The 18,442-nt window shown below is 71.1% G+C and carries 17 protein-coding genes; 2 read left to right on the top strand and 15 right to left on the bottom strand.

Going from position 1 to position 18,442, the window contains the following annotated elements:
- Positions 1 to 142: 142 nt before the first annotated feature.
- Positions 143 to 2,056, bottom strand: coding sequence for a DUF6779 domain-containing protein (locus ACZ63D_RS31505; protein WP_465357992.1), 1,914 nt, complete (start codon positions 2,054 to 2,056; stop codon positions 143 to 145).
- A gap of 69 nt (positions 2,057 to 2,125) precedes the next feature.
- Positions 2,126 to 2,578 (bottom strand): DUF3180 domain-containing protein, encoded by a 453-nt coding sequence (locus tag ACZ63D_RS31500; RefSeq protein ID WP_465357991.1) that lies wholly within the window; start codon positions 2,576 to 2,578, stop codon positions 2,126 to 2,128.
- A gap of 70 nt (positions 2,579 to 2,648) precedes the next feature.
- Here ACZ63D_RS31500 and ACZ63D_RS31495 point away from each other — a divergent pair, with 70 nt between their 5' ends.
- A complete protein-coding gene (locus ACZ63D_RS31495; RefSeq protein ID WP_465357990.1) occupies positions 2,649 to 3,605 on the top strand; it encodes a helix-turn-helix domain-containing protein in 957 nt (318 codons plus the stop codon).
- Here the strand turns inward: ACZ63D_RS31495 and folK are convergent.
- The 13 genes from folK to dacB form a co-directional block, all read right to left on the bottom strand.
- On the bottom strand, positions 3,602 to 4,096 hold the full coding sequence (gene folK / locus ACZ63D_RS31490; RefSeq protein ID WP_465357989.1) for a 2-amino-4-hydroxy-6-hydroxymethyldihydropteridine diphosphokinase: 495 nt from the start codon (positions 4,094 to 4,096) through the stop codon (positions 3,602 to 3,604). The two genes, ACZ63D_RS31495 and folK, sit on opposite strands and share 4 nt — an antisense overlap.
- Positions 4,093 to 4,452 carry a dihydroneopterin aldolase gene (gene folB / locus ACZ63D_RS31485; protein ID WP_465357988.1) on the bottom strand — a complete coding sequence of 120 codons (360 nt, stop codon included), beginning with the start codon at positions 4,450 to 4,452 and terminating at the stop codon, positions 4,093 to 4,095. The genes folK and folB overlap by 4 nt, the downstream gene beginning before the upstream one ends.
- Positions 4,445 to 5,251: a dihydropteroate synthase gene (folP, locus tag ACZ63D_RS31480; RefSeq protein ID WP_465357987.1), complete on the bottom strand. Its 807-nt coding sequence runs from the start codon at positions 5,249 to 5,251 to the stop codon at positions 4,445 to 4,447. Before folP ends, folB begins: the two co-directional genes overlap by 8 nt.
- Before the next feature lie 26 nt (positions 5,252 to 5,277).
- A complete protein-coding gene (gene folE, locus ACZ63D_RS31475; protein WP_465357986.1) occupies positions 5,278 to 5,892 on the bottom strand; it encodes a GTP cyclohydrolase I FolE in 615 nt (204 codons plus the stop codon).
- Positions 5,864 to 8,275: an ATP-dependent zinc metalloprotease FtsH gene (gene ftsH, locus ACZ63D_RS31470; protein WP_465357985.1), complete on the bottom strand. Its 2,412-nt coding sequence runs from the start codon at positions 8,273 to 8,275 to the stop codon at positions 5,864 to 5,866. The genes folE and ftsH overlap by 29 nt, the downstream gene beginning before the upstream one ends.
- A gap of 206 nt (positions 8,276 to 8,481) precedes the next feature.
- Entirely contained in the window at positions 8,482 to 9,303 is an 822-nt protein-coding gene (locus ACZ63D_RS31465; protein ID WP_465357984.1) for an ESX secretion-associated protein EspG, read from the bottom strand.
- Positions 9,304 to 9,515: 212 nt separating this feature from the next.
- Positions 9,516 to 10,319, bottom strand: coding sequence for an ESX secretion-associated protein EspG (locus ACZ63D_RS31460; protein WP_465357983.1), 804 nt, complete (start codon positions 10,317 to 10,319; stop codon positions 9,516 to 9,518).
- 79 nt (positions 10,320 to 10,398) lie between these two features.
- Complete coding sequence (locus ACZ63D_RS31455) at positions 10,399 to 11,808, bottom strand: hypothetical protein (protein ID WP_465357982.1); 1,410 nt, start codon at positions 11,806 to 11,808, stop codon at positions 10,399 to 10,401.
- 23 nt (positions 11,809 to 11,831) lie between these two features.
- Entirely contained in the window at positions 11,832 to 12,200 is a 369-nt protein-coding gene (locus ACZ63D_RS31450) for a hypothetical protein (protein ID WP_370933599.1), read from the bottom strand.
- Between the two features lie 171 nt (positions 12,201 to 12,371).
- Positions 12,372 to 12,926 carry a hypoxanthine phosphoribosyltransferase gene (gene hpt, locus ACZ63D_RS31445; protein ID WP_378304206.1) on the bottom strand — a complete coding sequence of 185 codons (555 nt, stop codon included), beginning with the start codon at positions 12,924 to 12,926 and terminating at the stop codon, positions 12,372 to 12,374.
- A 3-nt stretch (positions 12,927 to 12,929) separates the two neighbouring features.
- Positions 12,930 to 13,901: a tRNA lysidine(34) synthetase TilS gene (gene tilS / locus ACZ63D_RS31440; RefSeq protein ID WP_465357981.1), complete on the bottom strand. Its 972-nt coding sequence runs from the start codon at positions 13,899 to 13,901 to the stop codon at positions 12,930 to 12,932.
- Positions 13,898 to 14,914 (bottom strand): zinc-dependent metalloprotease, encoded by a 1,017-nt coding sequence (locus ACZ63D_RS31435; RefSeq protein ID WP_465358180.1) that lies wholly within the window; start codon positions 14,912 to 14,914, stop codon positions 13,898 to 13,900. The genes tilS and ACZ63D_RS31435 overlap by 4 nt, the downstream gene beginning before the upstream one ends.
- A 121-nt stretch (positions 14,915 to 15,035) precedes the next feature.
- Positions 15,036 to 17,729: a D-alanyl-D-alanine carboxypeptidase/D-alanyl-D-alanine endopeptidase gene (gene dacB, locus ACZ63D_RS31430; RefSeq protein ID WP_465357980.1), complete on the bottom strand. Its 2,694-nt coding sequence runs from the start codon at positions 17,727 to 17,729 to the stop codon at positions 15,036 to 15,038.
- A gap of 172 nt (positions 17,730 to 17,901) precedes the next feature.
- Between dacB and ACZ63D_RS31425 the strand changes: the two genes are divergently transcribed.
- Positions 17,902 to 18,420 carry an inorganic diphosphatase gene (locus tag ACZ63D_RS31425; RefSeq protein ID WP_020664239.1) on the top strand — a complete coding sequence of 173 codons (519 nt, stop codon included), beginning with the start codon at positions 17,902 to 17,904 and terminating at the stop codon, positions 18,418 to 18,420.
- Positions 18,421 to 18,442: the final 22 nt, after the last annotated feature.

The raw sequence follows: 18,442 nt of genomic DNA, 5'->3' as shown, positions 1-18,442 counted from the left end.
GAGGAGACAGCGAAACTCGGCGGGTTTTCCCCCCCCCCCCCCCCCCCCCCCCCCCCCCCCCCCGCGCCGTCGTCACAATCCAGCTTCGGGGTGCCCCTCACGCACGAGGCGCAATGTCGCCGCCAGGCGACGAGCCGAGGACTCAATCCTCCGCCCGACGCCGCCGCCGAGGACTCCCGTCCTTCTTCCCATTAGCCGCAAGCAATTCCGTCACCGACCGCCCAGACGCATGGTGCCCAGCCGAAGCCTCCGGCTCAGCAGACCGCCGCCCATGCCCGGCCTCTTCCTCACCAGCAGTCTCCCAAGCAGGCGGCTCCCCCTCCGGACGCCGCCGACGCCCACCCGACGACGGAGCCGAAACCGACTCCCCCTCCGGACGACGCCGCCGCCCGCCAGCCCCACTGCCAACCGCACTCCGCACCGACTCGGGCAACGTCGGATTGACCGCCTCCGCCCCCGGCGCACCATGCCGCCCAGTAGGCGTGTCCTCCGCCAGCGGCGACAAATCCGACCGAGAGAACTGCTCCAACCGAGACGGAGCCCGCGTCTGCTCAGCCACGATCTCCTTCTCCGGCACCGCCTTCTCCGGCCCGGCCTTCTTAGCGGCGGGCTCGGCATGCCGATGCGGCTCAGCCGGACGGGAAATCGCAGTCTGCTCAGCGGCTTCCTCGGCCCGCTTCGGAGCAGGCCGCGCCGCCAACCGAGGCACCGGACGCTCTTCCTTCACCGGCTCCGGCTTGCTCACCGGCGGCACAGTCCGGGTCGGCTGCGCGTCGGCGACCGGCCGACGAGGCGGCTCCGGCACGTCATTCTGCGGCCGAGCCGCTCGCGGAGCTGCCTTGCCCGGACCGAACGCACCGCGCGGGTCCCGAACCCGATCCGCCTCGCGAGGCAGCGGTTCAGCCGCTTTGCGCGGCCCACGCTCAACACTGTCCTGCTCGAACGGCTCCGGAATCACGTGCGATCCAGACTCACCCGCCGAACGGAACTCGGCTTCATACGGCTCCGGCGCACGGTCCGCCCGCGGCTTCGCCGCACCGCTCCGGGGACCGGCCTGCGGCTCCCGCGCCCCACCGCGAGCATGCGGCTCGCCGTTCCGCGGCTCACGCGCCGCGAAAGCATCCGCCACGCTCGCGCGTCCTTCGTGCGAGCCAGCGTCGCTGCGAGGAACGAACGCCTCCGCCAGGTTGGCCCGAGGATCGCGACCGCCGCGCGGCGCGGGGCTCTCCATCTCGACGTCGTCCTCGAACGGCTCCGGCTCGGCGGGCGGCTCCGGACGCTTCGGCTTGAGCCGCGGCATCTGCTGAGTGCGCAGCTGCGTCGAACGATCGCCGTTGCGGCCGGAACCGTTCAATCCAGCACTGATCGAGCCATTCGCACCGGAAGTCCCATTCGTCTTCGGCGCGCCATTGGCTCCGCCGCTCACCGGCGCCCGGCGACGCTCCGCCGAAGCCGCGTCGACCACCCGGTCCATGAATTCGGTCGGCCGCTCCGGAACATCGACCACCGGCTTCTTCGGAGCGAGCAGCTGAGCCGGTTTCTTGCCATTGCCGTTCTTGGTTTCCGCACCAGCCGAAACGAGCCGCTGATCGTCGTTCAGGGAACGCATCCGAGTCGCCTGCGCGGTCAGCGCGACGCGTTCGAGCAGCACCTCGCCGCCGAACAGCGATTGCAGGCTTTCGCGCAGCGCAGCCACTTCGGCACGGAGCGCATCCAATTCTTCGCGCGATTGTGCCTGCGCGGCCTCGCGCGTTTCCGTTTCGAGTTCGAGTTCGTACTCCCGCCGGGCCGCGATCTCGCGTTCCAGCTCAAGTTCGTATACCGCCTGCGCCTCGGCGACCGCGTCCTCGCTGTGCGCCGCGTTCTTGCGGGCCCGGACAGCCAGGAAGGCGCCGATCAAGGCAGCCCAGAGCGCCGCGACGATCCCGAGCCGGAGGTACCGGAGGTCATCGCTGAGCACCAATGCGAGGGTGGCGCCGACGGCGAGGAGCAATCCGACGACAAGCCACGGCCTGCCAGGGCGGCGGCCGTGCGAGTCGTCACCCACGCCAGTCATGCCTGACACCGTACCTTCCAGTGATCCGAATGAGACCTAGTCGGTACTTCGAGCGGCCGGATCGAAGCGTTAACCGGTCGTTGTCCGACGGTCCTCCGGCGGCGTCCGGCAGCAGTGCTCGAGCCACAAACCGGCAGCTACCAGCAGCGCCGACGACACCGCCCCGACGATCGCCGACTTGCTGTCCGAGGCCGCGGCGACGAGTTCGTCACGTCGCGGAAAAGAGTAGACGAACGCGGCCACCCAGCCACCACCGAGAAACGCCCCCGCCAGCGACGACGCCTTCGCGAGCGCGACCGCCCTCGCGATCCCGACCGCCTCGCCGTGCACCCGGCCCGATTTGATCCGCGACCGGATCGAGAGCGCCAGTCCCGCCTCGGCGACCGCGAGCACCGCGAAGGTCACCCCGGCGAGCAACGGCAGCCGCGGCAGATCGCCGTAGGCGGCCTGGAACAGCACGTAGACCGCGGCGAGGCCGAGGACCGCGGCCACGACCAGGTCCCGGGACCGCGTGAAGTGCATGACTCCACCGTACCGAGCCCGTTCTGGCAGGCTTGACTCTCCAGCGACTGGAGACTCCACGATGCCTGACATGCCTGCCACCACGGTCTTCACCATCGGCGAACTGTCCCGGCGCACCGGGCTGCCGGTGAAGACCATCCGGTTCTACTCCGACGGGGGCCTGCTGCCGCCCACGCAGCGGACCGGAGCCGGCTACCGGCTGTACGACGCGCACGCGCTCGCCCGGCTGGAGCTGGTGCGGACGCTGCGCGAGCTGGGCATCGGCCTGCCCGACGTGTCCCGCGCACTGGCGCGCGAGACGACGGTACGCGACCTGGCGACGAGCCATGTCGACGCGCTCGACGAGCAGATCCGTAGGTTGCGGCTGCGCCGCGCGGTATTGCGCGCGGTGCTGAAACGTGATTCCGAGCTGGAGGAAGTGAAACTGATGAATCGCATCGCCCAAATGCCGGACGAGGAACGCCGCCGTCTGGTGGACGAGTTCTGGGACGAAATGGTCGACGGGCTCGACGTCGACACCGAGTTCTACACCCGGATGCGCTCGGCGAAACCGGATCTTCCGGATGATCCGGCCCCGGAGCAGCTGGAGGCTTGGATCGAGTTCGCGGAACTCGTGCAGGACCCGGATTTCCGGCAGCTGATCCGGGACATGAGCACGCGGCACGCGCAAACCGTGGCCGCCGGGGAGTACGAACACCCGACGAAGGCGCAGCAGGAGCACTGGTTCGCGTGGATCGCCGAAGCCCGTACGGCGCTCGACGCGGGCGCGACCCCGGAGTCTTCCTCCGGGCGGGCTTTGGCTGACCGCATCGCGACGGCGTCGGCCCGGCCCGGTCAGGACCCGGACGATCCGGCATTCCGCACCAAGCTGTTCGAAACCATCAGCGAAGGCGCGGACCCGCGTTCGGAGCGGTACTGGCAGCTGCTGGCGACCATCAACGGCTGGCCGCCGATCCCGAGCACTCAGGAGGAGCAGCAGTTCCTCCTGGCGGCGTTGCGGGCCTCGGCGTCGGCGAACCCGGCTTAAGCCAGCGTCAGGTCGGGCCGCAGAACGACGCCCGCTCGATCGGCTTCCGGAAGCCGGGCGAGCAGGTCGGCGGCCCGGCCGTGCCCGGGGACCTCGGCGTCGGGGTCGATCTCCAGCCAGGGGATCAGCACGCTCGCCCGGTCCGGAGTCCCCGGGTGCGGCAACAGCAGTTCCGGGTCCTCCGACGTCACACCCTGCACTGTCACTATGTCGACATCCAGCGTCCGCGGGCCCCAGCGCAGTTCGCGCACCCGGCCCGCGGCCTGTTCGGCCGCCTGCCCGGCGCGCAGCCACGCCCAGTGGTCGCGCGCCGGGTCGTCGACAATGCACAGCGCGTTCAGGAAATCCGGCTGGTCCTCGACGCCCCAGGCTTTCGTCTCGTACACCCCGGACACCGCGACGAGCGCCGGGCGCACCGCGTCGACCGCGCTGCGCAGGTAACCGAGCCGGTCGCCGAGATTGGAGCCCAGCGACAGGACGGCGCGGCTCACCGCTCCCGCCGGATGGTGACCGCGACGTCGTCGAAGGTCAGCGGGATCGGCGCGGCCGGCTTGTGCACGGTGACCTCGACGGCGGTCAGCCGGTCGTCGCGCATGACCTCGTCGGCGATCTTCCCGGCGACGCTTTCGATCAGGTCGTACGGCTCACCGGCGACGATCCCCGCCGCCAGCTCGGCCAGCTCGCCGTAGTGCAGGGTTTTGGTCAGGTCGTCCGACGCCGCGGCAGGCCCGAGGTCGAGCCACGCGACGATGTCGATACCGAATTCCTGGCCATCCCGCTTCTCGTGCTCGAAGACCCCGTGCCGGCCGAACACGCGCAGTCCGGTGAGCGTGATGCGGTCAGCCATCGGCCCGTCCTTGCTGCCAGGCCGCGGCCACCGCCACGGCGTCCAGTGATGCCCCCACCTCGTGCACCCGCACGCCCCAGGCGCCCGCCGCCGCGGCCAGCGCCGAGATCGACGCGGTGGCGACCTCGCGGCCGTCCGGCGGCCTCGGCACCCCGTCCTTCCCGGCCAGCAACCGGCCGAGGAAACGTTTGCGCGAAGCACCGACCAAAACCGGGAAACCCAAGCCCAGCAACGCACCCAGCCCGTGCAGCAACGCCCAGTCGTGCTCGGCGTGCTTCGCGAACCCGAGGCCGGGGTCGAGCACGATCTCGCTTTCCGAAACCCCGGCCGCGAGCGCCTCGTCGACCCGATGCAGCAGCTCGGCGCGCACCTCGGCGACGACATCGGTGTACGTGGCCAGCGCGTTCATGTCCTTGCTGTGCCCGCGCCAGTGCATCAACACCCACGGTGCCTTGGTCTCCGCCGCGACCCGCGCCATCGCCGGATCGGCGAGCCCGCCGGACACGTCGTTGATCACCTTCGCGCCAGCCGCCACCGCGGCTTCCGCGACCGCGGCCCGCGTGGTGTCGACCGACAGCACGACACCCTCGGAAGCCAGCTGCCGGATCACCGGCAAGATCCGCGCGGCCTCGGTCTCCGCGTCCACCCGCGAAGCGCCCGGCCGCGTCGATTCGCCGCCGACGTCGATCAGGTCCGCGCCGCGCGCCCACATCTCGCGCGCGTGCTCCAGCGCCTGGTCCAGATCGAGGTAACGGCCGCCGTCGGAGAACGAATCCGGCGTCACGTTCAGCACGCCCATCACGGCGCACCGCCCCGGCCGGGGGATCACCGGCGCCCCCGGATCAGCTCGATCGCCTCGGCCCGCGACGTCGCCGACGAGCGCAGCATCCCGCGCACCGCCGACGTGGTGGTCCGCGAACCCGGCTTGCGGATCCCGCGCACCGACATGCACAGATGCTCAGCCTCGACGACCACGATCACGCCGCGCGGCTCCAGCTTCCGCACCAGCGCGTCGGCGATCTGCGAGGTGAGCCGCTCCTGCACCTGCGGACGGCGAGCGTAGAGATCGACCAGCCGGGCCAGCTTCGACAGCCCGGTGACCTTGCCCTCGCCGTTCGGGATGTAGCCGACGTGGGCTACCCCGTGGAAGGGCAGGAGGTGGTGTTCACAGTTGGAGTACATCGGGATGTCCGTGACGAGCACGAGCTCCTCGTGCGATTCGTCGAACGTCCGCGCCAGCACCTCGTCCGGATCGGTGTAGAGGCCGGCGAACATTTCCCGGTAAGCGCGAGCGACCCGGGCCGGGGTGTCCTGGAGACCTTCCCGATCCGGGTCTTCGCCGCAGGCGAGCAGCAGCTCGCGAATGGCACGCTCCGCCCGGTCGGAATCGAAGACCGGGCGGATGCCGTCTTTACTGCTTGTCTGATCCGTCGACGTCACGCCGATGCTGCCCCTCGTCCGGCTGCTGGCCGTTCGCGCCGTCGGCGAACCAGCCCTGCTCACGCGGACGGTCTTCGGCGGGGCGCCACGGCTGCTGGCCGCCCGGGGACGTCGCCGGGGTCCAGCCCGGAGGCGCCCCGTAGTTCGGCGGTCCGCTCTGCGCACCGCCCGGGCCACCGGGCTGGTAGCCGCCGCCCGCCGGACCGCCCGGCTGCTGCTGACCACCATACGGCTGGCCCCAGCGGCCGGTGCCGTTCGGCCCGCCCGGACGTCCGCCGTTGGGCGGCGGGGCGTACGGGTTCGCGTTCGGGTCCGGAGCCGGGTACGGCGGGCCGCCCGGCAGCTCGCCCGCGCCCGGCGCGGTGCCGACCGGGGTCGGAGCGGGCTGCAGAGCCGGCTTCTCCTTCTCCGGAGCCGGCGGCGGCCACGGCTCGCCGCGCTCCATCGCCAGCTCGCCCGGGGTCTTGATCGGCGGCTTGTCCGACGGCGTGCGCTCGCCGAACTCGTTGAAGACGGTGATGTGCGGGCGCTTCTCGACCGTCGCGAAGATCCGCTCCAGGTCCTTGCGCTGCAGCGTTTCCTTCTCCAGCAGCTCCATGACCAGGTTGTCGAGCACGTCGCGGTAGGTGTTGAGCACGTGCCACGCCTCGGTGTGCGCGGTCTCGATGAGCTTGCGCACCTCCTCGTCGATCTCGTGCGCCACCTCGAGCGAGTAGTCGGCCTGGCGTCCCGCGGACCGGCCGAGGAACGGGTCGCCCTGCTCCTGGCCGTACTTCACCGCACCCAGCCGCGCGCTCATGCCGTATTCGGTGACCATCGCGCGGGCGATCTTCGTCGCCTGCTCGATGTCGGACGACGCACCGGTGGTGGGCTCGTGGAACACGAGCTCCTCGGCCGTGCGGCCGCCCATCGCGAACACCAGCCGCCCGATCATCTCCGACCGGGTCATCAGCTGCTTGTCGTCCTCGGGCACCAGCAGCGCGTGCCCGCCGGTGCGGCCGCGCGGCAGGATCGTCAGCTTGTACACCGGTTCGATGTCCGGCATCGCCCACGCGGCGAGCGCGTGCCCGCCCTCGTGGTAGGCGGTGATCTTCTTCTCCTTCTCGGAGATGATCCGGCTCTTGCGCGCGGGACCGCCGACCACCCGGTCGACCGATTCCTCGAGCGCGGCGTCGGTGATCACGTGCCCGTTCTCGCGGGCGGTGAGCAGCGCGGCCTCGTTCAGCACGTTGGCCAGGTCCGCACCGGACATGCCGACGGTGCGCTTGGCCAGCCCGGTCAGGTCGGTGCCCTGCGCGATCGGCTTGCCCTTGGCGTGCACCTCGAGGATCGCCTTGCGGCCGAGCAGGTCCGGCGCGGACACCGGGATCTGCCGGTCGAACCGGCCGGGGCGCAGCAGCGCCGGGTCGAGGATGTCCGGCCGGTTGGTGGCCGCGATCAGGATGATGCCGCCGCGAGCGTCGAAGCCGTCCATCTCGACCAGCAGCTGGTTCAGCGTCTGCTCGCGCTCGTCGTGGCCGCCGCCGAGGCCGGCGCCGCGCTGGCGGCCGACCGCGTCGATCTCGTCCACGAAGATGATGCACGGCGCGTTCTGCTTCGCCTGCTCGAACAGGTCGCGGACCCGCGACGCACCGACACCGACGAACATCTCGACGAAGTCCGAACCGGAGATCGTGTAGAAGGGCACGCCCGCCTCGCCCGCGACAGCGCGCGCGAGCAGCGTCTTGCCGGTGCCGGGCGGCCCGTAGAGCAGAACGCCCTTGGGGATCTTCGCGCCGAGCGCCTGGTAGCGCGCTGGGTTCTGCAGGAAGTCCTTGATCTCGTACAGCTCTTCGACCGCTTCGTCAGCGCCCGCGACGTCGCCGAAGGTCGTCTTCGGCATGTCCTTGTTGAGCTGCTTCGCCTTCGACTTGCCGAAGTTCAGGACGCGGTTCCCGCCGCCCTGTGCGTTGTTCATCATCCACATCAGCAGGCCGAGCACCAGCGCCAGCGGGATCGCGAAGATCAGGATCTGGGTCAGCAGGCTCTGCTGGGTGACCTTGGTGGTGAACTTGATCGGGTGGTTCGCCTGGTTGTCGACGTTCGCGCCGAGCAGCTCTTTGTAGATGTCGTCGGTCGCACCGCCGGGGAACTGCGCGACGACCTTGTCGGCCTGCTGGCCGTCGATGTCGATCGGCTGCGTGAGCAGCAGTTTGAGCTGCTGCTCCTTGTCCTCGAGACTCGCTTCCTTGACATGTCCAGCCTTGACCTGCTGCATCGCCGTGGAGATAGGAGCCTGGGTGTAGCCACGATCGCTGTCGAAGATCGTGTTGTAGGCGAACAACGCCAGCAACCCCGCGACGATCCACAGCAGTGGGTTCCTGAGCACGCTCTTCCGGTTCATACGACTCGGCCCTTGCGGCCTCGACCCTCCCTGGTTGGGCGGCTCCTGTGATACCCGCCATCGCGATCTTGACAAGCCGTGGGCGCCGCTGGGCGCCCGTCCCACCAGGGTACCGTCCGGGCGGGCGGGGAAGCCTGGCGAGCCTCTCGCAGGTCAACGGCCAATCCCGCGCGAGGGTTCCCGTTCCGGGACGAGAGGTCGCCCGGCTAGCGGGTGTCCACCGCCACCGAAGCCACCATTTCACCCAGCCTGCTGCGCAGCGTCGCCGGGTCCGCCGGGGCGACGGTGACCCATTCGCGGCCGTCCGAACCCGCCCTCGACAAGCTCAAATACCGTCCCGTGGCGGTGTCGAACCAGCCCAGCACCCGGGACCGCTGCCGCACTCCCAGCTGCGATCGGCTGTTCGCTGCCAGCTGACCTCCGCGCAGCCGCGGCTGGCCCGCGATGAGCCCGTAGGTCTCGCGCGGGTCGACCGTGGCGCGTTCGCTGAGCGACTGCCGCCGCGTCCGCCGTCCGCCCTTCTCCTCGGGCTGGCCGCCGCCCGCGGAGACCGGAACCCGGATCGGCGGGGTGTGCAGCGCCTCGTCCAGCGGAAGCGTGACCGACGCCTCACTTCCGCGCGGACCGCCCGGTAGCAGTTCGACGATCGTGGACACCAGCGCGTCCGCCGGGATCGCACGCAGCCAGATGCCGTCGGCGTCCTGGATCGCGACCACGCCGGTGCGCTCGTCGCCCGCGGCGAGCAGCGCGACTGGATGCGCCTCGAACTGCGGAATGTGCAGCGCGTCGATGGAATGTGGGGCACGGGCGAGCAGCGTCAGCCACTCCTCGACGTCGGGATCGACCCGGCCGTGGGAATCGCGGACGCCGCGGGCTTTCAGCTCGGTGTCGACCCGGTGCCGCAGCGACACGCGCTCGTCCTCGGTCGCGCCGTGCGAGCGCACGCGCAGCGGATAGGGCAGCTCGCCCAGCTCCATCGACTCCCAGAGGAAGTCGAACGCCAGCGGCGAGAAGAACTCTTGGTGCATCCGGTGCTGCTCACCCTCCGGTCAACGATTTCCCGGCCCAGCGTAGCGCCGGATCCGCGGTCTTCAAGCGCCCCGAGGCCACTTTGGGCGCGTCCCGCGCACCCAAGGTGGCGTTGGGGTTCGCTCGGCAGCCTCGCGCGTGGTGCCGCCAGGGACATCGAGCGACAGCGGGCCGCGTGGCACCGAGTGGGAACCGTGCTGGCCCGAGCGGGTCAGAACGCGCCCGCGCTGGCCTGATCGGCCACCCCGGCGAGCATTTCGCCGAGCCGGTGCCGCAGCGTCGCCGGGTCGGCGGGCGCGATGGTGATCCAGTCTCGTCCGTCGTGGCCCTGGCTCGCCTGCGTGAAGTACCGGCCGGTTTCGGTGTCGAACCAGCTCAGCACCGCCGACCGGCTGCGGCCGCCGAGCCGGCTGCGGGCGTTCGCGCCGATCTGGCCGCCGCGCAGGCGTTGCTGGGCGTGCAACCGGGCGAGTGCCTTGCGGTCCTCGTCCACGCTCGCGCGGCCGGAGGCGTCCACCTGATTGCCGCGCCGCTGCATGAAGTCGACGCCCGAAGCGCCGACCAGCTGTTCCAGCGGCACGGTGATCGACTTCTCGGTCCCGCGCGGAGCGCCCGGCAGGAGCGAGATGATCGCCGTGGCCAGGCCGTCCGGCGCGCACGGGTGCAGGTGCAGCCCGCGCTGGTCCTGCACGGCGAACAGGCCCTCGCCGTTCAGGCTTCCCGCGACCGCGAGCAGCGGTTCGCCGTTCGGGTCGAGCAGCTGGACGGTGTCGAGGCTGACGTCCGGCGAGGCGAGGATGCCGAAGTAGTCCTCGACGTGCGGAGCCGGCCTGCCGCGGTCGTCGGCGAGCCCGCGGTCAGCGAGTGCGCCGAGCGTGCGCGTGCGCAGCGCCGAACGCTCGTCCATCGTCGCGCCGTGCGAACGGATCCGCAGCGGATACGGCAGCTCGCCCATCCCGGCCGACTCCCACAGGAAGTCCACCTCGATCGGCGCGAGCAGCTCCGCGTTCGGCATCGACCAACCCCCTACCCCAAGTGTTTGCGAACGCTCGCGGGCGCGTGACCCGTCCGGTCACGCGCCCGCGAGCACTGCGTCAGTTGTCGTCGTCCGACCACGCGCCGATGACCGGCGGCGGGGTGGCCTGGTTGGCCCCGAACGCGTCGTCCGGGTCCGGCTCGATGAGGAACGAGGCGTGCGTGTGCTCCTCGTCCTCTTCGCCGGCGCCGTGCGCGCCCGCTCCGCCCATGCCGCCCATCGGGCTCATGCCGCCCTGCGACTGGCCGATGGTGCCGCTCGCCGGGACGACGCCCTGCTGCTGCGGAGCCGCCGACGCGGCGCTCTGCCCGCTCTGGTGCTCGGACGCCGCGGAGGTCTTGTTCTCTTCTTCCTTGCGCGAACCGCTGCGGTTGCCCTCGCCGAGCTTGCCGCCCGCGAACCCGGCACCCGCGCCGATGGCGCCGAGGCCGAGCGCCGCGCCCACCCCGCTGCCGCCCGTGCTCGCGGGCGCGGCGGCGACCGGAGCCGCGCCAACGCCGGAACCGGCGCCAACGCCGACACCGGCACCCGCGGCGAGCCCTCCGCCGCCCTCGAAACCGGCGGTTCCGTACTTGCCCGAGTCGGCCGAGACGTGCGCCGGGGCTCCGTGCCCGGCGACTCCCGCGCCGGGGACCGCGCCGTGCGCGCCCACCGTGCCGAAGCTGGCCGGGGAACCGAGCGCGCCAGCGGCGTCGGTGTGGCCGATGTTGCCGACGTTGTTGAACGAGTTGCCGTTGAAGTGCGTCGCGGTCGGCTTCATGCCGAGCGAGTCCGGGCCGAAGCTCGGGGTGGAGCCGTCGACCTCGCTCATCGCCTGGGTGTAGGCGTTGAAGAACGCGACCTGCTGCGCCTTGACGTCGTTCGCGGCGTCCGCCTGCGCCTTCTGGTCCGCGGCCAGCGCGGCCGGACCGCCCGCGAGCGCGGCCGCCATGGCCTGCTTCGGGTCGTAGTCGCGCGGGGCGGGCATCTTCTTGACCTCGGCGGCCGCGGCGGCCTGCCGGGCGAGCCGGTCGGCCATCGTGTGCGCGGCGTCGGACGCCTGCGTGCCCGAGTTGGCGATCGCCACGAGCGCGCCCTGCGCACTCGCCGCGCCCTGGCCGACCCAGACGTTGCCCAGTTCGGTGATCGCGTTGTACAGGTCGTCGGACGCCTGCTTGAGCTCGGTGCCGTGCTTGGCCCAGTGCTGCCCGGTGGCCTCGGCGGTGCCCGGGTCGTTGTCCGTGGTCGCGCCGACGTAGAGCTGGTGGCTTTCCTGCGCCTGCCAGTTCGGCGGGTTGCTGATGGCGCGGTCGCCGCCGATCTCGAAGCCGCCGGAGCTGTTGCGCGCGGAGGCGACGATGTCGTTAGTCGCCGAGTTCGAGCCCATCGCGACGACGGAGCCGGGCGCGGGGGCCGACGACGAGGTGCCGTAGCCGGAAGTGTTGTAGCCCGACCCGTCGGGGGCCGAGGTGGTGGTGTTCGGTGCCATGACTGCGTGATCCCCCTAGGACGTCAGGCCTTGTTGCGGAACGGGTCGCCGGCGGACTGGTCGATCTCGTGGTAGCGGGCCATCGCCGCGACGATGCCCTCCTCCGCCGCCTGGTACTGGCCGAGCAGGTTCTGCAGCGCGGAGGAGTAGGAGTCGCCGCCGCCGTCGGCGCGCTGCACGAACTTGGTCGCCATCGCCTTGCCGACCGGGTTCGCGCCGAGCTTCGGCGGCTGCGCGAGCGTGCCCGCGCTGTTCAGGAGAGCTTCGATCGCGTCCCGTCCGGTCCGGATCTTCTTCAGCACGGTCTGCGCGGCATCCGGGTCGATTCCGACCTGGCCGTTGACAGCGGCGTTCTTGAACGCCGCGGCATCCGCCGAGCTGTTGTTGCCCATCTGCCCTCTCTCCGTTCCCCCGCGCGAGGACCAGCCCGTCGGCTGGTGTCACTCGTCCGCATGGCAATAGGTCTTCGCATAGGTTAACGCACCTGGTCGAGCCCTATGACGCGATTTCGGGCTTCCGGGTTCCGCACCCGAAAGGTTTCTCGCGAGACGGGACGATCCGGACTATCCGGACGTGTAGACGTGCGGATCGAGCGTGCCGATGTAGGGCAGGTCGCGGTAGCGCTCGCCGTAGTCGAGGCCGTAGCCGACGACGAACTCGTTGGGGATGTCGAAGCCGATGTACTTGACCGGCACCTCGACCTTCACGGCTTCCGGCTTGCGCAGCAGCGAGACGACCTCGAGCGAGGCCGGGTTCCGGCTCGCCAGGTTTTTCAGCAGCCAGGACAGGGTGAGCCCGGAGTCGACGATGTCCTCGACGATGAGCACGTCGCGCCCGGCGATGTCGCGGTCGAGGTCCTTCAAGATCCGCACCACCCCCGACGACGAGGTCGAAGACCCGTAGGACGACACGGCCATGAACTCCAGCTGCGTCGGCACCGGAAGCGCCCGCGCGAAGTCGGTCATGAACATGACGGCGCCCTTGAGGACGCCGACCAGGAGAAGGTCGCCCTGGCCGTTTTCCGGATGGTCCGCGGCGATTTTCGCCGCCAGCTCCGCGATCTTGTCTTTGATCTGCTGCTCGGTGATGAGCACGGAGGCGATCTCGCCCTCGTACACGGGTCATTCCCCTCGGGTGGTGGGTTCGGGTCCGGCAAGCGAGAGCCTGCCACGCCGCCGTCGAGCCTCCAAGTTGCCCGGCAGCCACACCCCGCCCTGACCCCGCCAACGGGCCACGAGCGCGTCGACCGAACGCAGGTGCGCGTCGGTCAGTTCGCGGACCCCGGAGTCCAGCAGCCACCTGCGGAGAACCCGTCTGCGCAGCGCAGCGGGTTCGGCCGCCAGCACAGCTACGTCGAGGTCGTCTTCGCGCACCGCGCGCTCGTGGACGCGCGCGGCGAGTGTGTCCAACGCCTCGGTGTCCTCGCGCAGCTGTGCGGCCGTACGGGCTAAAGCTGGAGCGACTCCACCCGACAGCACGTCCTCCAGTAGTGGCAGTGCTTCCGTACGCAGCCGTACGCGAGTGAAGCGCGGATCAGCGTTGTGCGGGTCTTGCCACGGCTCCAAGCCAAGTTCCGTGCACGCGGCGACGGTTTGCGCGCGCGTGATGCCGAGCAGCGGACGGCCCCACGGCGGATCGTGCGGACGCATGCCCGCCAGCGACCGCGGCCCGGAGCCGCGGCCTAGCCCGAGCAGCACTGTCTCGGCTTGGTCGTCTTGAGTGTGGCCGAGCAGTACGAGCCCTTCGCCGGCTGGCAACGCTTCGCGCAGGGCGTGGTACCTCGCAGCGCGCGCGGCTGCTTCGGGACCGCCTTTGCCGACGACGTGTACGGCATGCACTTCGACCACATCGATGCCGAGGCCCTTCACCACCGTCGCCGCTTCGGCGGCAACGACGGCTGAATCGGCTTGAAGGCCGTGGTCGACGACGAGCGCCCGCGTACGGACGTCTCGATGCCGAAGCACGTACGCCGTCGCTTCAGCGAGCGCCAGGGAGTCCGCGCCACCCGACACCGCGACGCACACTTCGCCCGGAACAGCGACTGTGGCAAGGAAATCGCGGACCGCTGTCCGGACCGCGGCGAGCGCGCTCACCCGTGCAGGCGCCGCACCCAGGCCGCGGGATCGGCGATCTCGGCGCGGGTCGGCAACGTGTTCGGCGAGCGCCAAACCTTGTTGAACCCGTCCATCCCGACCGCGTCGACCACGTGCCGCGTGAACTTCGCGCCTTCCTCGTACTGGCGGATCTTCGCGTCGAGGCCGAGCACCGCGCGCAGCAGCCGGTCGAAAAGCCCGCCGCCCTGGCGACGCGCGGTGAACCGCTCCCGGATCTGTTCGACGCTAGGCACCACCTGCGGGCCGACCGCGTCCATCACGTAATCGGCGTGACCTTCCAGCAGCGTCGACAACGCCAGCAGCCGGTCGAAAACCGAGCGTTCCTTCGGCGACTGCAGCAGTTCGGCGATCCCGCCGCCCTTGCCGCGATTGCGCAGCGCGTCGGGCAGCCGGCCGACCAGCTCGGCCAGGCCCTCGGTGGAGCTTTCCGCCAGACCGGACACGAGCCGCTCGACCTCGTCGGCGAAGTAGTCGCGCAGCCACGGCACCGCGGTGAACTGCAGCCGGTGCGTGCATTCGTGCAGGCAGACCCACAGCCGGAAATCGTGGGCGGGCACCTTCATCGCGCGTTCGGCGGCCACCACGTTCGGCGCGACAAGCAGCAGCTCGCCCTTGTTTTCCGGGCCGCCGAACGGGTCGTACTGACCGAGCACGCGGGACGCCAGGAACGCGAGCACCAACCCGGTCTGCACACCCGCGCCGGACGCCAGGATCGGGCCGAGCGGGCCGCCTTGCGCCGCGGGCAGCGCGCGGCCGGTGAGCACGCCGAGACCGGACGCCGCGGACCGGACCCAGCCCGGCCGGTCCACCACGGTGCCGGGCAGCAGCGGCAGGTCGCGGCCGAGGCCGGTCAGCTCGCGGACGTGCCCCTCCGCCTCGGCGGTCAGCTCCCGCAGATCGACGACCGCGCGGTCAGCCTCGCCTCGGGCGACCTGCGGGCCGCCGCGCACCAGCAGCGCGCCGGTGGCGGCTGCCCGGTCCCAATCGACCATGGGCCGCCGCGGGGTCTCGGTTTCCTGGCTCACCCCTCCGACGCTACCTGGCAGTCCACGATCGTGGGCAGTTCAGCCGAGCGGGTTCAGCGAGTCGGCGCAGTGCCGGGTTACCCGGCGGTCACTTGCAGCCGCAGCCCCGCAAGGCCGTCGCCAGCACGTCGAGCGCCGCCTGTCCGGAGTTCTTCTCCGAACCGTTGGACATGAACGCGAACGCGAGCACCCGGTTGTCGCTGTCGAGCACATACCCCGCCAGGGTGTTGACGCCGGTGAGCGTGCCGGTCTTGGCGCGCACCCAGCCCCTGCCGCCCTGGGTTTCGCCCGAGTGGTAGCGGCCGTGCAGGGTGCCCTCCGGGCTGCCCGCGACCGGCAGCCCGGCCAGCAGCGGACGCAGCTTCGGCGTGTTCGGGTCCTTGCCGTCCGGACCGGCCGCCGCGGCGAGCACCTGTGCCAGCAGCCTGGCCGGCACCTTGTTCTGATTGGACAGTCCGCTGGTGTCGAACAGCTGAAGGCCGTTGACGTCGAAACCGTGGTCCGCCAACACCTTCTTCACCGCGGCGGAGGCACCGGCGAACGACGCCTCCCCGCCGGTGGCCATGGCGACCTGGCGGCCGAGCGCGTCGGCGAGCACGTTGTCGGAGATCTGCAGCAGCGCGTACGCGAGGTCCGGCAGCGGGGCCGACTGGACCTCGCCGAGCACCTTCGCCCCTTCCGGAGCCTTGGCGGCACCGGCGGGGCTCGCGCCGAGCTTGTCCGCGACGAGCTGGGTGAGCGCGGTCCCCGGGTTGCCCGAGCGCATGGTCTCGTCGGCCTTCGGGTTGCCGCGGCCGCCGTCGGTCATGGCCGGGACGATCGGGGCGCCGTACAGCGACGGCGCGTCACCCGGCTCCCAGCCCGGCGCGGTGTTCGGACCGCTGTAGGCGCTCGCGTCGAGCTGGACCTTCTTGACCTCGCCACCAGCCTTCTTGACCTGGTTGACGAGGTCGTCGACGTGCGCCGCGCCCGGGTAGAGCGGCGAGTCGGTGCCGACCGGGAGCGCGGTCAGCGACGGATCGCCGCCGCCGACGATGACGACCGTGCCCGGCTGCGCGCCCTGGACGATCTTGGTGGGGATCCGCTTGGTCGGCTCCATCGCGAGCAGCGCCGCGGAAACGGTGAGGATTTTCGTGGTCGACGCCGGGGTCAGCGGGGTGTTCGACGCGTGGTCCCACAGCACCGTGCCGCTGGCCGGGTCGATCACGCTGCCGCTGAGCTGCGAGAGCGCCGCCGCACCGGCAGGACCGGAGAGCTTCGCGGCGACTCCGGCCGCGGACGGTCCCTGGCCGGAGGTGTCCGGGCCGTGCAGCGCGAGGCTGGCGTCGGCGGGGTCGGGCGCGCTGCCCTTCGGCGCGTTCGGCGCCCACGGCAACCCGAGCCGGTTGGACACGGCGGGCACAGCCGACGCACCGCCCGCCGCGGCCAGCAGAAGCAGCACGACGAGCGCCAGGATCAGCACCTTCCGGCGCGGCTTCTTCCCCTCTGGACGAGGCTCGTCGCCCGCGGGCGAGGTCGGCCCGCCACCGGCTGGCGGCTCCGGAGGCGACTGCTCGGCGGCGGCGCGCGGCGGAATCTGCTCCGGACCTGGGCGCTCCGCGAAGCCTTCCGCGGGCCGGGGAATGCCGACGGTGGCCTCGGACGGTCCCTCCTGCGCGCTCGGGAAGCCTTCGGCGGGACGCGGAATCCCGACCGTGGCCTCCGCCGGGAACTGCCCGCCGGACGGGTCGATCCGCATCGGCCGCACCTGGTTGCCACTCGCCGATGGCACGGTGCCGGGCGGCGGTTCGGGCAGGGCGGGACGCACCGGGATTTCAATCTGCTGCGACCACTGCTCGGAGTCGGCCGGGCCGGAGTCGTTCTCAGGGCGACCGGACTGGGCCCGGTTGTCCTGCGGCCCCCCTTCCCGGCCAGGCTGACCCTGGCCGGGCGATCCGGACTCACCACGGTTGTCTCGCGGCTGGCTACCGTCCCGGCCGGGCTGGTCCTGGCCAGCCGGTCCCGAGTCGTTCCGGAAGGCGGTCCAGCCCTCCTTCGGCGGCTCCTCCCCCTGCTCGTCCCGCGCGACGATCGGCCGGAACGCCGCCCAGCCCTGGTTGTTCTCGCCCGTTCCCGGCGTTTCGTCCCGGAACGCGGCGAACTGCTGCCCTTGGTTCTCCGAAGGCTGGCCGGACTGGAACGGCTTCCACCCCTGCCCCTCGCCCGAAGCCCCCGAACCAGACCCGGCGGGCTCGAACAGCGAGTTCCCCGGCTTCCGCGGGGCCTGCCACGCGGGCGTGGACTGCTGCTGCCCAGCCTGACCAGGCGAAACGTTCTGCTCCGCAGACGGCCTCTGCTGCTGCGCGGGCTGGGAAGTCTTCTCGACGGTCGAGGACTGCACCGTCTCCTCAGCGTCCGGCCGGGCCGCGTTGTCGCCCGGCTTCGGCACCCCGGCCGCGAACCGGGTCGGCCCCTCCACCGGCACCCACGGCGCCTGCGGTTTCGGTTCCTCGGGCCGCGACGGAGCGGCGCCGCTCATCCGGTCCGCGAGGTTCGACCGGGGCGGGTCCGGCGGCGTGACGGGAGCGTCCGAGGGCGCGTTCAGTCCGGGGACTTCCTCGGGCGGGACGTTCGGCTTGAACCAGGATCCCGGCCCGTCGCCCGGTGTGACATTGGGCACGGAAAGTTGCGCGGTGGCCCCCGCGTCGCGCTTGGGCAGGGGAAGGCGGGAGGTCGCCCGGTCCGCCTGCGACGAGGTGTCCTCGTCGCCCGTGGGCCACCTCGGCTGGTCGTTTTCCGGCACCCACCACTCCTTCTCACCCGCCCCCGGAGGGGCCAAGCTCACATGCCGTCTGGCCGACATCGGCGCGACCGGCCGACGGGGCGTAGTCCACACTAGTGACGTCAACGAGGTCATTAGGTTGCCGCCCACGAGCGCGTGGGACACCGAGAGTCAAGAAGCAGCGAGGACGGCCGTGGAATTCGACGTCACGATCGAAATCCCCAAGGGGGAGCGCAACAAGTACGAGGTCGACCACAAGACCGGTCGGATCAAGCTCGACCGGACCCTGTTCACGGCGACCCAGTACCCGGCCGACTACGGGTTCATCGACGACACGCTCGGACAGGACGGCGACCCGCTCGACGTGCTCGTGCTCGTCCAGGAGCCGACGTTCCCCGGCTGCCTGATCCGCTGCCGCGCGATCGGCATGTTCCGGATGACCGACGAGAAGGGCCCGGACGACAAGGTCCTCGCGGTCCCGACGAACGACCCGCGCCTCGAGCACCTGCGCGACATCCACCACCTGAACGAGTTCCACAAGCTCGAGATCCAGCACTTCTTCGAGGTCTACAAGGACCTCGAGCCGGGCAAGAGCGTCGAGGGCTCGTCGTGGGTGAGCCGCGCCGAGGCCGAGGCCGAGATCGCTCGCTCGTACGAGCGCGAGACCGACCGCCTCGCCAAGGAAGAGATCAACGGCGAAGCGCACCACTGAGCTACGCGAAAAAGGGCCGTGC

It is taken from the genome of Amycolatopsis sp. NPDC104775, assembly GCF_055583325.1.
The sequence above is the reverse complement of the archived record's forward strand: the minus strand, read 5'-3'. Positions and strand labels throughout refer to the sequence as shown.

What these genes read in the sequence shown, in the direction of transcription:
- ACZ63D_RS31505 (WP_465357992.1), bottom strand. Translation starts at nt 2,056, where the DNA reads ATGACTGGCGTGGGTGACGACTCGCACGGCCGCCGCCCTGGCAGGCCG.
- ACZ63D_RS31500 (WP_465357991.1), bottom strand. Translation starts at nt 2,578, where the DNA reads ATGCACTTCACGCGGTCCCGGGACCTGGTCGTGGCCGCGGTCCTCGGC.
- ACZ63D_RS31495 (WP_465357990.1), top strand. Translation starts at nt 2,649, where the DNA reads ATGCCTGCCACCACGGTCTTCACCATCGGCGAACTGTCCCGGCGCACC.
- folB (WP_465357988.1), bottom strand. Translation starts at nt 4,452, where the DNA reads ATGGCTGACCGCATCACGCTCACCGGACTGCGCGTGTTCGGCCGGCAC.
- folP (WP_465357987.1), bottom strand. Translation starts at nt 5,251, where the DNA reads ATGGGCGTGCTGAACGTGACGCCGGATTCGTTCTCCGACGGCGGCCGT.
- ftsH (WP_465357985.1), bottom strand. Translation starts at nt 8,275, where the DNA reads ATGAACCGGAAGAGCGTGCTCAGGAACCCACTGCTGTGGATCGTCGCG.
- ACZ63D_RS31465 (WP_465357984.1), bottom strand. Translation starts at nt 9,303, where the DNA reads ATGCACCAAGAGTTCTTCTCGCCGCTGGCGTTCGACTTCCTCTGGGAG.
- ACZ63D_RS31460 (WP_465357983.1), bottom strand. Translation starts at nt 10,319, where the DNA reads ATGCCGAACGCGGAGCTGCTCGCGCCGATCGAGGTGGACTTCCTGTGG.
- ACZ63D_RS31455 (WP_465357982.1), bottom strand. Translation starts at nt 11,808, where the DNA reads ATGGCACCGAACACCACCACCTCGGCCCCCGACGGGTCGGGCTACAAC.
- ACZ63D_RS31450 (WP_370933599.1), bottom strand. Translation starts at nt 12,200, where the DNA reads ATGGGCAACAACAGCTCGGCGGATGCCGCGGCGTTCAAGAACGCCGCT.
- ACZ63D_RS31435 (WP_465358180.1), bottom strand. Translation starts at nt 14,914, where the DNA reads ATGGTCGATTGGGACCGGGCAGCCGCCACCGGCGCGCTGCTGGTGCGC.